The 14,009-nt window shown below is 59.6% G+C and carries 10 protein-coding genes; 5 read left to right on the plus strand and 5 right to left on the minus strand.

The window, feature by feature from the left end; all coding sequences use genetic code 11:
• Nucleotides 1–14 precede the first annotated feature (14 nt).
• From PUQ42_RS08110 to PUQ42_RS08125, 4 genes are all read right to left on the minus strand, one after another.
• On the minus strand, nt 15–776 hold the full coding sequence (locus PUQ42_RS08110; RefSeq protein WP_394336837.1) for a glucosamine-6-phosphate deaminase: 762 nt from the start codon (nt 774–776) through the stop codon (nt 15–17).
• 1 nt (nt 777) lies between these two features.
• Nucleotides 778–1,941 carry an N-acetylglucosamine-6-phosphate deacetylase gene (gene nagA, locus PUQ42_RS08115; protein ID WP_122119452.1) on the minus strand — a complete coding sequence of 388 codons (1,164 nt, stop codon included), beginning with the start codon at nt 1,939–1,941 and terminating at the stop codon, nt 778–780.
• Nucleotides 1,935–3,197 carry a sugar MFS transporter gene (locus tag PUQ42_RS08120; protein WP_122119451.1) on the minus strand — a complete coding sequence of 421 codons (1,263 nt, stop codon included), beginning with the start codon at nt 3,195–3,197 and terminating at the stop codon, nt 1,935–1,937. The genes nagA and PUQ42_RS08120 overlap by 7 nt, the downstream gene beginning before the upstream one ends.
• A gap of 113 nt (nt 3,198–3,310) precedes the next feature.
• Nucleotides 3,311–4,456 carry an AraC family transcriptional regulator gene (locus PUQ42_RS08125; RefSeq protein ID WP_273372798.1) on the minus strand — a complete coding sequence of 382 codons (1,146 nt, stop codon included), beginning with the start codon at nt 4,454–4,456 and terminating at the stop codon, nt 3,311–3,313.
• 169 nt (nt 4,457–4,625) lie between these two features.
• Here PUQ42_RS08125 and PUQ42_RS08130 point away from each other — a divergent pair, with 169 nt between their 5' ends.
• From PUQ42_RS08130 to PUQ42_RS08150, 5 genes are all read left to right on the plus strand, one after another.
• Nucleotides 4,626–5,615, plus strand: a complete 990-nt coding sequence (locus PUQ42_RS08130) for a YitT family protein (RefSeq protein ID WP_273372787.1) — start codon at nt 4,626–4,628, stop codon at nt 5,613–5,615.
• Nucleotides 5,616–5,791: 176 nt separating this feature from the next.
• Nucleotides 5,792–7,141 (plus strand): tRNA (N6-isopentenyl adenosine(37)-C2)-methylthiotransferase MiaB, encoded by a 1,350-nt coding sequence (gene miaB, locus PUQ42_RS08135; protein ID WP_122119448.1) that lies wholly within the window; start codon nt 5,792–5,794, stop codon nt 7,139–7,141.
• Nucleotides 7,142–7,266: 125 nt separating this feature from the next.
• Nucleotides 7,267–8,754 (plus strand): DEAD/DEAH box helicase, encoded by a 1,488-nt coding sequence (locus tag PUQ42_RS08140; RefSeq protein ID WP_273372790.1) that lies wholly within the window; start codon nt 7,267–7,269, stop codon nt 8,752–8,754.
• 42 nt (nt 8,755–8,796) lie between these two features.
• Complete coding sequence (locus PUQ42_RS08145) at nt 8,797–9,951, plus strand: acyltransferase family protein (protein WP_273372792.1); 1,155 nt, start codon at nt 8,797–8,799, stop codon at nt 9,949–9,951.
• A 19-nt stretch (nt 9,952–9,970) separates the two neighbouring features.
• Nucleotides 9,971–12,535, plus strand: coding sequence for a glycoside hydrolase family 84 protein (locus tag PUQ42_RS08150; protein WP_273372794.1), 2,565 nt, complete (start codon nt 9,971–9,973; stop codon nt 12,533–12,535).
• A gap of 457 nt (nt 12,536–12,992) precedes the next feature.
• On the opposite strand, the gene der is transcribed toward PUQ42_RS08150, so the two are convergent.
• A partial coding sequence (gene der / locus PUQ42_RS08155) for a ribosome biogenesis GTPase Der (protein WP_273372796.1) occupies nt 12,993–14,009 on the minus strand: 1,017 nt, incomplete at its 5' end.

Consider the following 14,009-nt stretch of genomic DNA (forward strand, 5'->3'; position numbering starts at 1 on the left):
ACGGGGGGGTGTTTTTAGAGCAGGGCGGCGCTGTCGGTATCGGTATAGAGGATGGCGTTTTCGTGAGTTCGCAGAATGGATGCAGGGCACTTTTCAGAGACGGGACCGCAGACGGTCTCCTGAACGGCCTTGGCTTTGGTTGGGGCCGGAACGATGCAGAAGATGTGTTTCACGCGAATCATCGTCGGGATGGTAAGCGTTATGGCATAACGGGGGACCTCGTCGATGGATCGGAAGCATCCGTCGTGAACCTGTTGGAGCCGACAGGTTTCATCCAGAGCGACCTTTTTGACGGGCAGCGGATCGTTGAAATCGGCAACATGCGGATCATTGAAGGCGATGTGTCCGTTTTCGCCGATCCCCATGCAGACGATATCGGCCGGTTTTGCCTGCAGGATATCGGCATATCGACGGCAGGTTTCGTCGGGGTCGGCTCCGGTGCCGATGTAGTCCACGCTGGCGAATGGCACCTTGTCGAAGATGGCCTTGCGGAGGAAATTGCCGAATCCCTGGGGAGCATCGGCCGGAAGGCCCACATATTCGTCCATGTGGAGGGCATGTATTCTTTTCCATTCGATATCCGGACGGGCGGCCAGGGCCTCCAGAAATTCGTTTTGTGAAGGGGCGGCCGCGAAAATCATACTGATTTCCGCCTTTTCGGTGAGCAGTTTCTGGATGCAGGCGGCCACATCCGCCGCCGCAGCCTCTCCCATACTTTTGCGGGAGTCGTAGATTCTGACCGGGAGTTTGCCGGCCATAAAAGTTCTTAACATCATGTCAACAGATGATTTTACCTTCGATTATGGTTTGTTTTACGTTTATGTTTTCGTCGAAAATGACGATGTCGGCGTCTTTGCCCGGCTGGATGGAACCCTTGCTTGCGGCGATCCCCATGACGCGGGCGGGGTTTTCAGTCATCATCCGCACGGCGTCGGGAATGCTGCATCCGGCCTGACTCACCATGGTGCGGATCAACCGGTCGGTCGTTGCCACACTGCCGGCAAAGGCGCTTCTGTCGGGGAGTTTGGCCACGCCGTCCTCGACGATTACTTCCTGTCCGTCGGCGAGTCCTCCGAGGATGCTTTTGCCTTCGGGCATGCCGGCGGCACGCATCGAGTCTGTGACCAGCGAGATTCTTTCGGCCCCTTTGATCTTCAGGAGCAGGAGCAGTAAATCTTTCGGGACGTGAATGCCGTCGGCGATGATCTCCAACGTGATTCCGTCCTGATAATAGCCGTATTCGATGGTTCCGGCATACCGGAATGCATTTCGCCGCGTGATGGTGCTCATGCAGGAGTAGAAGTGGGTCATGTGCGTTGCACCGGCCTGGAAGGCGGCATCGCATTGGGTGAAAGTGGCGTTGGTATGGCCTATTGAGGCGATGATTCCGCGCCGCTTCAGTTCGGCTGCGAAGTCAGCTGCGCCGTCCAGTTCCGGAGCGAAACTCCATCGGGCGAGTTCGGGACAGCGCTCCAGAATTTCGAGATACTCCTCGGGGCGGGGGTTGCGAAGATACCTGCGATCCTGAGCACCGGCGAATTCCGGGTTGAAATAGGGCCCTTCGAGGTGCATGCCTCCGAAGGCGGCGCCGTCGCGGTTTTCGAGCTTGGCTTTCCGGTAGGTATCGAACGATTCGTAGAGAGCTTCGTTCGTGCTGGTGAGCGTCGTGGGGTAGAGGAGCGTGGTGCCGTGTTTGGCGTGCATTCGGGCAGCCGTAAGGTAGGCATCGACGGTTCCGTCCATGAAGTCGGCGCCACCGGCGCCGTGGGTGTGCATGTCGATGAATCCGGGGCTGACATAGTCTCCTTCGGCATCTAGGATTCGGGCTCCTTCGGGAGCCGAATCTTCGATTCCCCTGATCTTTCCGTCCTCAAGAAGCAGTACGCCGAATCGGGTTTTGCCGGGAGTCAGGATCTTGCCATTAATGATTGCCGTTACCATTTTTCGATTTTATATCCGTAAATTGCATAAAAGATCATGTAGACAAAGCAGGGGATCAGCAGCCAGTAGGAGGCCTGCAGGCTCATGTGGTCGGAAATCAGGCCATAGAGCAGTGACAGGACGGCATTTCCGCACAATGCCATGACCAGCAGCGAGGAGCCGAGACTGGTGAAGCGTCCCAGTCCCCGGATGGCCAGCGGCCAGATGCCAGCATAGATCAGGGAGTTCGGAACCCCGAGCAGGACGAGACTCCAGATCGAGGCCCGAGGTGGGAGGATCAGAACCAGCGTCGAGAGCACCAGTCCGGCAATCGTACAGATGACCAGCGATTGCTGCTGACTGATGTAGCGCGGGATCAGGATGACGCCTCCCAGATAACCCAGCAGAATGCACCCCAGCGTGCAGGAGGGGAAGATCTGGGCAGCATCGAGACTCATTCCCATGCCTTGGGCATAGCCGATGATCGTGCTGACGGAGATCTGTTGGCTGCCGAGATGAGCGAACAGGGCGGCAACTCCGAGAATCAGATAGGGGTAGCTCCAGATGGATTTCCGGTCGTTCTGGGAGCCGGTCGTGCGGTTGTCCTTATCCGGATTGATGTCCTGGATCGGCGATTTGTAGAAGAGAATGCCGAACAGGAACAGCAGGATGGCCAGCACCACATAGGGGACAATGACACCGCGGATCATCTCGTTGAGCGCCTCTTGCAGGGCTTCACCGCTCAACAGTCCCTGTTCGATGCTCTCCATGATCTGTTTGTCCTCCGGGCGGATGACCAGAAAGGCGAAGAGCAACGGGGCGATGATTCCGGCCAGTTTGTTGCAGATACCCATCATGCTGATGCGTTTGGCCGCGCTTTCGTGGGGGCCGATGATCGTCACGAAGGGGTTGGCCACCGACTGGAGGATAGCCAGTGCGGTGCCGATGGTAAACAGGGCCGTCAGGAACAGTCCGTATGTCCGGGTCAGGGCAGCGGGCCAGAAGAGCAGGGCGCCGGCAGCCATGATCCACAGTCCGATGAGGGTTCCGCGTTTGTATCCGACCCGTCTGAGCAGGAACGAGGCCGGGACGGTCATCACGAGGTAGGCGATGTAGAAGGCAAAGGTGACCAGATAGGTTTCGACTCCGGAGGTCAGTTCACAGGCAACCTTGAAGTAGGGGACGAGGATGGAGTTGACCCACGAAACGAGACCGAAGATGAAAAACAGACACCCCAGCATGGCCAGGGAAAAGTAGTATTGGCGTTTGGGTTGCATAAGGACAACAGGGTACTAGGTGTGGTTGACTTCTCTGTCGCGCTGTCACGCTACGTATGACAAAGATAGGCACAGCTGTTGTTCTTTCTGCGCAATAAAACGAAAAAATGCATTCAAAAAACGCAATTCTTTTGTCTGAACTCCAATGGAGAGCACCCTTTATATTTTTTGAATATGCGGGCGATGTTGCTGCAGTCCTTGAATCCGACTTCGCAGGCGAGTTCGATGACCGGGCGGTTTGTGGTGATCAGCAGGTGGGCGAAGTGTTCGATGCGGTTGATGAGGAGGTATTGGTAGAGAGAGGTCCCGGTCTCCTTTTTAAAGCGCATTTCGAGATTTCTCCGGGACAGAGGCACCGATTTGATCAGAGCCTCCATACTGATCTCCTCGGAATAGTGGTCGTCGATGAACCCGATGATTTTTTCCACATGGGGATCCGAGATATTGTAGATGCTGGTGGATTGCCTCTGGATGATCCCTACGGGGTTGATCACGACATTAAAGGGGAAGTTTCTCCCGCCGGCGAGCATTCTGTGGAGAAGTTTGCAGGTTTGATAGCCTCCGTTTTCGACATCGAGGGCGATGGAGGAGATCGGTGGATCGGAGATACCGCACAGCAGGTCGTCGTTGTCCACGCCCAGCAGTGAGATCTCTTCGGGAATCCGGATGTTGGACATTTTGCAGGTTTCGGTGATAACCAGCGCGTGGGCATCGTCGCAACAGAAGAGGGCGGCCGGTTTGGGGAGTTTGTCGAGCCAGGAGATGATGGCTTTGCGGTCGAAAGCGCCGAAGGGTTCGATCTTATAGGAGAAGAACCGTCCCTTGAGTTTGTGGACTTCGTCCTGAAATCCTGCACAACGCTCTTCAGACCAGATGATGTTGCGTATGCCGAAGAAGGCGAAATTCGTGAAGAGCTTCTTTTTGAAGAAGCGGGCAGCCATGCGACCGGTGTTTTCGTAGTCGCCGGTGAGATTGGAGTAGATATTGCTTCGGCTCATGTTGTTCTGCAGGACGATAGGGATATTCAACCGGCTCAGGAGGTTGACTTTGTCTTCGTCCCACCGGCCGATGATGGCATCGGCTTTCCATTCCCGGGCCCAATCGAGGATCCATTCCTCCTTGTCGGCCCCCCATCGGAAGTCGGAGGGTATTCGGTAAAACAGCCAGGGCCCGTTTTCCTTCGAGTATTTCATGATGCCTCGGAGCAGTTTGCGATCGAATTCACTGGCGCAGTCAATCAGCAGGATAACCTTGATCATGGTGGATAGTTGTTGGAAACGGATTCCGGAGGTGGATCCCGGACATTCAAAAATACGAAAAAAAGTTTTTTTTCGCGAAAATGGAATCAAATTCTTTGGGCAACTATTCGCTTCAAATTTTTCAAATTCGGCTTTTATTAAGTATCTTTGTAGGCCTAAAAAACAATCTATGAATACGAAGACCTTACTTGAACCGATGGGATCGTGGGCCTGGTGGCGCTCGTGGTTTCTGATTTTCCTCGGCTGCTCGATCATGGGCACAGGGTTCGTGCTTTTCATCAACCCCTATAATTTTGTGCCGGGCGGAGTCTACGGTATGGGTATTGTGCTCCACAATATTTTCCCCTCGATTCAGGTCGGAACCTTCGGCTATATGTTTGACATTCCGCTGATGCTGACGGCGATGCTGGTTTTCGGCGGAGGTTTCGGTACGCGGACGGTGCTGGCGGCGCTCTACACGCCGGGCTTCATGAACATCCTCACGCGGCTGATCTACCCGACCCCCGAGGCGGTCGAATCGTTGGATCCGGCGCTGATGCTGGGCGGACGGCTCGATCTGTCGGACGATCTGCTGCTGACCTGCATCATGGGGGCCGTGGCCGTCGGGGTGGGCCAGGGAATTGTCGTGCGGCAGCAGGCTACCACCGGCGGAACCGACATCGTGGGCATGCTGTTGCAGAAGTTTGCCGGGATCAAGTTCTCGACGGGCATTTTCCTGGCCGACGGATTTGTCGTGCTGTCGGGACTGCTCGTGATCGGTTTCGGACTTGGAACGGGCGATGCGGCCTCGAACGGATGGATGCTGACGCTCTATTCGCTGCTGACGATCTACATCTCGTCGCGTGTGGTGGCCTACCTGCTCGACGGAGCCTCCTATGACAAGCTGCTCTTCATCATCAGCGATCATCACGAAGAGATCAAGCGGTTCATCATCAACGATATGGAGCGCGGTGCCACCTACCTCAAGGGCAAGGGCATGTTCACGGACAAGTCGCGCGACGTGATCTTCCTGGTCATCAGCCGCAAGGAGGTGCATCTGGTCCAGAACCGCATCCGGGAGATCGACCCGCGGGCCTTCGTGGTGGTGACCGATGCCTACGAGACCTTCGGCGAGGGCTTCAAGCAGTTCCCAGACAAGAACCAGATCCAGGCCGAATAGCCCGAGGGCGAGAGAGGGGCCGGAGAAGGGGCGAGAGCCGGAGCGAACAGAGAGGGGCCGGAGACGAGGCTCGAGAGACGAGGCCGGAGCGAACCGGAACTGCTGCGCGAGTTGGAGCCGATGCAAGGGAGGAGACGAAACGCCCCGTTGCCGCGGCTCCCGAAAAAACGAAAACGATGGAATTGAATACGAATACATTGCGACCCCTCCGGGGCGAGGGGCGGAAACTCTTTGTCGAGACCTACGGATGCCAGATGAATGTCGGCGATACGGAAATCGTGGTCTCGCTGATGCAGAACGAAGGATATGTCTATACGGACCGGATCGACGAAGCGGATGTGATCCTGATCAATACATGCTCGATCCGCGATAATGCCGAACAACGCATCTGGGGCCGTCTGGCCGAGATGAAACGCCTGCGGCGCCAGCATCCGGGCCTCATCATAGGAATTATCGGCTGCATGGCCGAACGCCTGCGCGAAAAGCTGCTCGAGGGCCCCTCGGGCGTCGATGTCGTGGCCGGACCGGACGCCTACCGCGATCTGCCGCGTCTGGTACATACGGCCGAGTCGGGCGGCAAGGGGGTCAACGTGCTCCTCTCCACGGAGGAGACCTACGCCGAAATTGCCCCCGTGCGGTTGGACCGCAACGGCGTGAGCGCCTTCGTGGCGATCATGCGCGGCTGCAACAACTTCTGCTCCTACTGCGTGGTCCCCTATACGCGGGGACGCGAGCGGAGCCGTGACGCCGAGACGATCGTGGCCGAGGCCCGGAGCCTCTTCGAGAACGGCTACCGCGAGGTGACCCTTCTGGGCCAGAACGTCAATTCGTACCGCGCGGGCGATGTCGATTTTCCGGAACTGCTGCGGCGTGTGGCCTTGATTTCGCCGCTGCTGCGCGTGCGCTTTGCCACGTCGCACCCCAAGGACATGAGCGACCGCCTGCTCGAAACCATGGCTTCGATGCCCAACATCTGCCGCTCGATCCACCTGCCGGCGCAGTCGGGCGCCACCTCTATGCTCGAACGCATGAACCGCAAGTATACGCGCGAGTGGTACCTCGACCGCATTGCGGCCATCCGGCGCTATATGCCCGACTGCTCGATTACGACGGACCTGATTGCCGGCTTCTCGGGTGAAACCGAGGAGGAGCACCGGCAGACGCTCTCGCTCATGCGCGAAGTGGGTTACGACTTTGCCTACATGTTCAAATATTCGGAACGTCCGGGGACCTTTGCCCAGAAACACCTGGGCGACGACGTGCCCGAGGAGGTGAAGTCGCGGCGCCTGCAGGAGATCATCGCGCTGCAGAACGAGCTGGGGCTCGAGAGCTACCGCCGCGATGTGGGCCGTGAGTTCGAGGTGCTGGTCGAGGGCGAGTCGAAGCGCAACCCGAACCAGTTGTCGGGCCGTACGTCGCAGAACAAGGTGGTGGTCTTCGATCGGGGCGACCACCGTGTGGGCGAATACGTGCGGGTGCGCATCACGGGCTGTACGGCCGCCACGCTCTTCGGCGAGGCGCTGTAGCCGACCGGGCCGCACGGCGGTCGAAGGGCTGCCATGCCATGAAACAGGAAAACAGAGCGCCGCAGAAGAGATGGACCGACACGTCGGCGCGCAGATATAGATGAATTTAAGAGAGATACGAAATTATGCGATTTGACGAATTGGACCTGGAGGATGAGATTCTCGACGGTCTCGACGATATGAATTTTCAGGAGATGACTCCCGTTCAGGAGCAGACCATTCCGGTGATCCTCGAGGGTCACGACCTGATCGGCTGCGCCCAGACCGGCACGGGCAAGACGGCGGCCTATACGCTTCCGCTGCTGAACCGGCTGCTGCTCGAGGGCAACGCGGAGAACGTGGTGAAGTCGCTGATCATCGTGCCGACGCGCGAGTTGGCGTTGCAGATCGACCAGCAGTTCCAGGGTTTTTCGTATTATGCGCCGATCTCGACGACGGTTGTCTACGGCGGTGGTGACGGCAAGGGCTGGGACCTGCAGAAGAACGGCATGCTGAACGGATCGGACGTGGTGATCGCCACGCCGGGGCGCATGATCTCCCACCTGCAGAACAGCCACGTGGACCTTTCGCACGTCGAGTACCTGATCCTCGACGAGGCGGACCGCATGCTGGACATGGGCTTCAGCGACGACATCATGAAGATCATCTCCTACCTGCCCGAGAAGCGGCAGACGATCATGTTCTCGGCGACGCTTCCTCCGAAGATCCGCCAGCTGGCCAAGACGATCCTGCACGATCCCGTGGAGGTGAGCATCGCCATCTCGAAACCCAACGAGGCGATCGACCAGTCGGCCTACATCTGCTACGAGAGCCAGAAACTGGGGCTGATCCGCGAACTTTTTGCACAGCCTTCGGAGTCGAAGACGATCATCTTCTCGTCGTCGAAATTGAAGGTTAAGGAGCTGGCCCACACGCTCAAGCGGATGAAGCTCGACGTGGCGGCGATGCACTCGGATCTGGACCAGTCGCAGCGCGAGGAGGTGATGCTCAACTTCAAGAACAACAAGGTGAAGATTCTGGTGGCCACGGACATCGTGGCGCGCGGTATCGACATCGAGGATATCGGACTGGTGATCAACTACGACGTGCCGCACGATCCGGAGGACTACATCCACCGCATCGGCCGTACGGCGCGTGCCGCGGCGACGGGCAGCGCCATTACGTTTGTCAACGAGGAGGAGCAGGGCAAGTTCCACCAGATCGAGAAGTTCATCGAGCGGGATATCCGCAAGGCGGAGCTTCCGGCCAGCGTGGGCGAGGGCCCGAAATACGAGCCCGAGGAGGCCCGCAAGCGGGGTGGCCGCGGAGGCCGCAGCCGCAGCAAGGGCGGCGACGGCCGGGGTCACGGCCGCGGACGGCGTGACCGTCTGCGCGACAAACCCCGCGGCACGAATTCGGCGCCGCGCGACGCACAGCCGGCCGCCGAGACTCCCCGCCCGACGGCGGGTGCAGCTTCGCAGAGTCCGGCCCCTGCGGCCGTTGCTGCGCCTGCAGCAACGGGCGACAAGCCGCGCAAGCGGCGTCACCGCGGCGGACGCCGCCACCGCCGGGGCAATGCCTCGGGCGAAGGGACTCCGACACCGGCAAGCGGCAGCACGCCGAGCGGCGAATAAGCCTCCACCGGAATTGATTGATGAACCTTGAACCTCCTACCCATGCAAAACCGGACCTCTGCGACCTTTGCGGATTCTAAACCTCACTACGAACTGCTCGACGGATTGCGCGGCGTGGCGGCGTTGGTCGTCATCTGGTATCACGTCTTCGAGGGTTTTGCGACGAGTCCCGTCGACCAGTGTTTCAACCACGGTTATCTGGCCGTCGACTTTTTCTTCATCCTTTCGGGGTTTGTGGTGGGTTACGCCTACGACGACCGCTGGCGGCGCCGGAGCCTTACGCTCGGCAGTTTCATCAAACGGCGACTGATTCGCCTGCATCCGATGGTGGTGCTGGGGGCGGTGCTGGGAGCCGTGACCTTCTGCCTGCAGGGGCGCGTCATGTGGGACGGCACGCAGGTGGCCCTCTCGGCGGTGATGCTCGCGCTGTTGCTGCACCTCTTTCTGATCCCGGCGCTTCCGGGCTCGACGCCCGAGGTGCGGGGCAACGCGGAGATGTATCCGCTCAACGGTCCTACGTGGTCACTCTTCTTCGAATACATCGGCAATCTGCTCTATGCGCTCTTTCTGCGCCGACTGCCGACCCGTTGGCTGGCGGGTTTCGTCGCTCTGGCGGGGGCCGGACTGGCCGCTTTTGCCTTGGGCAACGGTTCGGGATTCGGCCATCTGGGCGTGGGGTGGTCGCTGGCGGGCAACAACCTGCCGGGCGGCCTGCTGCGTCTGTTGTTTGCCTTTCCGATGGGGCTGCTGCTGTCGCGGATCTTTCGTCCCGTGGCCGTCCGCGGGGCCTTCTGGCTCTGCAGTCTGATCGTGATCCTGCTGCTTGTCGTTCCGTATGTCGGCGACGGATCGAATCCGACCTGGAACGGCCTTTACGATGCGCTGTGCGTGGTGGTGGTATTCCCGCTGCTGGTGTGGCTCGGGGCCTCGGGCCGGGCGACCGATCCGGCGACCTCGCGCGTGTGCCGCTTTCTGGGCGACATCTCCTATCCGGTCTATGTGATCCACTATCCCTTCATGTATCTCTTCTATGCGTGGCTTTGGGAGGGGGAGAAGATCCCCTTTGCCGAGGCATGGCCCGTGGCGGCCGGCCTCTATGCGGGCGTGATCGTGCTGGCCTGGGCGGCGCTGAAACTCTACGACGAACCCGTCCGGAGGTGGTTGACACGCCGCTTTCTGACGCGCCATACCCTGTAAAATCTTTCCAACCCGACTTATGAGTACCTTAAAAAAATGTTTTTCCACAGTTGCCTTTTCGGCCCTGCTGCTGGGCGGAACCCTTTCGGCCCAGGAACCCGACTTCGACCTTTCGGCACAACGATCCGAAATCCAGACTGTTGCACCCGTTCCGGGTTGCCGGCTGGACCACGGCGGCATTGTCATCAACCCCACGCCGCAACAGATGGGGATTGATTCCACGCAACGGCTCGACATCTCGCGGGGCCTCTGCCTGAAGGATCCCGCAGGTTGCTTTGCGGAGGATGTCGATTTCGTAAAGCTTGCGGACAAGGGACCCCGTCTTGAGATCCTTTTCGGGGCCAAACGGGCCGCACGTCAGGGGGTCAAACCCGTATCGGGGGCCTATCGGCTGACGGTGGATGCCCGCGGCGTTACGATCACGGGCTACGACGAGTGCGGCGCCTTCTACGGTTTGCAGACGCTTCGGCAACTGATTGCCAGCCCCGCCTCGGCGGGCGGGCGCATTCCCCATGTGACGGTGAACGACTATCCCGATCTTCCGAGCCGCGGCGTGGTCGAGGGCTTCTACGGTACGCCCTGGTCGCACGAGGTGCGGATGTCGCTGATCGACTTCTACGGACGCTTCAAGCTGAATACCTATATCTATGGTCCGAAGGACGACCCCTACCACAGCTGCCCCAACTGGCGGAAGCCCTATCCCGAGCAGGAGGCGATGCAGATCCGCGAACTGGTCGATGCCTGCCGCCGCAATCGGGTCGACTTCGTCTGGGCGATCCATCCGGGACAGGATATCCGCTGGAACGAGGAGGATTACCGGAATCTGGTCGGCAAGTTCGAGCGGATGTATGAACTGGGAGTCCGATCGTTTGCCATCTTCTTCGACGACATCTCGGGCGAGGGAACCGATCCGGAGCGGCAGGTTGCGCTGCTCAACCGCCTGACGGAGGAGTTCGTCCGGGCGAAGGGCGACGTGGCTCCGCTGGTGGTCTGCCCGACGGACTATTCGCGGCTGTGGGCCAATCCTACGCCGCAGGGGAGTCTGTCGATCTACGGTCGGAAGCTCGATCCGTCGGTCCGGGTCTTCTGGACGGGCGACGTGGTCTGCAGCGATCTGACGCCCGAGACGCTCGAGTGGGTTGACAGCCGTATTTGCCGCCCTGCCTACTTCTGGTGGAACTATCCCGTGACGGATTACGCGCGGCATATCATGCTGCAGGGCCCGGTCTACGGGCTCGACACGACGCTGACGGCACAGCAGGTGTGCGGCATTGCGAGCAACCCGATGGAGCACGGCGAGGCTTCGAAACTGGCGTTGTACGGCGTGGCGGACTATGCGTGGAACGTCGAAGCGTACAATGCCCTGGACAACTGGGAGCGGGGTCTGGGCGAACTGATTCCCGAGGCCCGCGAGGCCTACCGCACCTTTGCCATCCACTCGGCCGATACGGAGAGCGGCTACCGCCGTGATGAATCGTGGGAGACCCGCACGTTCCGGCTCGATGAATGGACGGCCCCGGCAGCCGCGGCCCTTCGTGCGGAGTTCGAGCGGGTGGAGCAGGCTCCGGCAATCCTCGAGGCCCGGTGCACGAATCGGGCCCTGCTCGGGGAGTTGCGTCCGTGGCTTGAGGAGTTTGCCCGGCTGGGTGCCCGCGGACTTCGGGCACTGGATCTGATGGAGGCCTTCCGAGCCGGAGCGGATGATGCCGCGTTCTGGCCGCAGTATGAGGCCAACCTGATGAGCGCTGCCGAGCGCCGCAGCTACGAGGCACACCGCTCGGGAACGATGAAGCTGCAGCCCTTCTATCAGCAGGCGATGGACGACATGGGATATGGTTGGATGGAACGCATGCTGGGCCGGAAGCCGATGACGTTGCGTGGGATCGGTTCGTTTGCCAGTGCGCATACGCTGCAGACCCGTCAGATGTTCGACAACGACTCGACGACCTACTACACGTCGGGTATCTCCCAGAAACCGGGCGATTGGATCGGCGTTGATCTGGGAGGCGTGCATGGCGTCGGCGAGGTCCTGGTCCTGCAAGGACGCAACTCGACGAAGGATGTCGACTATTTCGACCATGCCGTGCTGGAGTACTCGGTTGACGGGCGGCAGTGGTCTCCGCTGCTCGACGAACTCGACAAACAATATGTGGTCCGTTGGACGGGCAGCCCGGTCGAGGCCCGGTATGTACGGCTGCGGTGTCTGGATTCGAAACGGACGAACCATGTGGCCATCCGCTCGTTCGAGATCAATCCGCTGCATGCGGATCGGCTTTCTGCCCGGCTGTCGGGCCCCGACGCCGGGGATGAGTCCCGGCTTCCGTATGCATTCGACGAACGTTTGGATACGTCGCTGCCCCTCTCCGGGACGCTGGAGTTGTCCGTTCGGCCCGGTACGGAACAATATACGCTGCTGATGGGAGGATTGGATGCCCCCGTGCGGATCGAACAGTTGTCGGCCGACGGCGAAGTGTTGAAACGGGACGAGACCGGGAACTCTTTCTTCCGGTTTGCCGTTGCGAAGGGGACTGCGACTCTCCGCGTGACGGGAGATGTTGAGATTTTCGAGGTGATCGCCCGGTAGCGAGCGTTAGTTGATCGAGTGAGGCGGGAGCCGGGATGTTGATACCCGGTTCCCGCCTTGCTTTTGCGCTCTTGGAGAGGGGGTAAATCGGTGCCGCAGGCGGCGGTCAACGGGTGAGGATGGAGCGGATGCGGTTGCCGAGCTTCTGTTTGCCCGGAGCCGCGTTTACTCCCGGAGTCGCGTTGCTAATTTGCAATCACGAAAAGTCCCCTCCGAGGAGGGGATTTAGGGGAGGGTCAGACCTGTAGACGACGCCGCAGGCGGCGGGCAACAGGCGTGAGCAGTGCGGAGACGGTCGCTGTACTTCCGTTTGCCCGGAGTCGCGTTTACTTTTGCCTGAAATAGATCTGTATCGAGACGCCCGTATAATAAAGTCCCCCTTTCCAAAGGGGGATTTAGGGGGATTGTCTCACCTGGATTTTTCGGGCGTGAGAGGGGCGGATTTGCTAACGTCCTGCTACTTCTGCCTGAAATAGATTTGCATCGGGACGCCCGAAAAATCCCAGTGGTCGCGGATGTTGTTCTCCAGGAAACGACGATAGGGCTCCTTGATGTACTGCGGCAGGTTGACGAAAAAGGCGAACTGCGGCGTCGGCGTCGGAAGCTGCGTCACGTACTTGATCTTGATATATTTGCCTTTGGTTGCGGGAGGCGGATAGTTCTCGATGAGCGGCAGCAGGAAGTCGTTCAGCTCGGAGGTGGCGATGCGGCGTTTGCGCGACTGGTAGACGCGGATGGCCGTCTGCAGCACCTCGAGGATCCGCTGCTTGTTGATGACCGAGGTGAAGATGATCGGAATGTCGTTGAACGGCGCGAGCTTCTTCTTGAGGAACTCGGTCCACTCCTTCATCGTGTTGTTGTCCTTTTCGATCAGGTCCCACTTGTTGACCACGATGACGCACCCCTTACGGTTGCGGACGATCAGGTTGTGGATGTTCAGGTCCTGCGATTCCAATCCCTGCTGGGCATCGAGCATCAGGATGCAGACGTCGGAGCTCTCGATGGCGCGGATCGACCGCATCACGGAGTAGAACTCCAGATCCTCCATCGTCTTGCCCTTCTTGCGCATGCCGGCCGTGTCGACGAGGTAGAAGTCCATGCCGTACTTGTTGTAACGGGTGCGGATCGAGTCGCGTGTGGTGCCGGCGATCGAGGTGACGATGTTGCGCTCCTGGCCGAGCAGGGCATTCGTCAGCGAGGATTTCCCGACGTTGGGGCGTCCGACGATGGTGATGTGGGGCAGATCGTCCTCCTCGTCGGAGGTAGCGTCGGCGGGCAGCGCTGCGAGGATGGCATCCATCAGGTCTCCCGTACCGCTTCCGGACATCGAACTGATGCAGTAGGGGTCGCCCAGACCGAGGGCGTAGAATTCGTTCGAACTGAATATCAGATCGTTGGTGTCGACCTTGTTGCAGACCAGAATCACCTTCTTCGAGGTGCGGCGCAGGATGTCGGCCATGAGCATGTCGAGGTC

Origin of the sequence: Alistipes megaguti, assembly GCF_944320325.1 — a bacterium.
Classification (GTDB): Bacteria; Bacteroidota; Bacteroidia; order Bacteroidales; family Rikenellaceae; genus Alistipes; species Alistipes megaguti.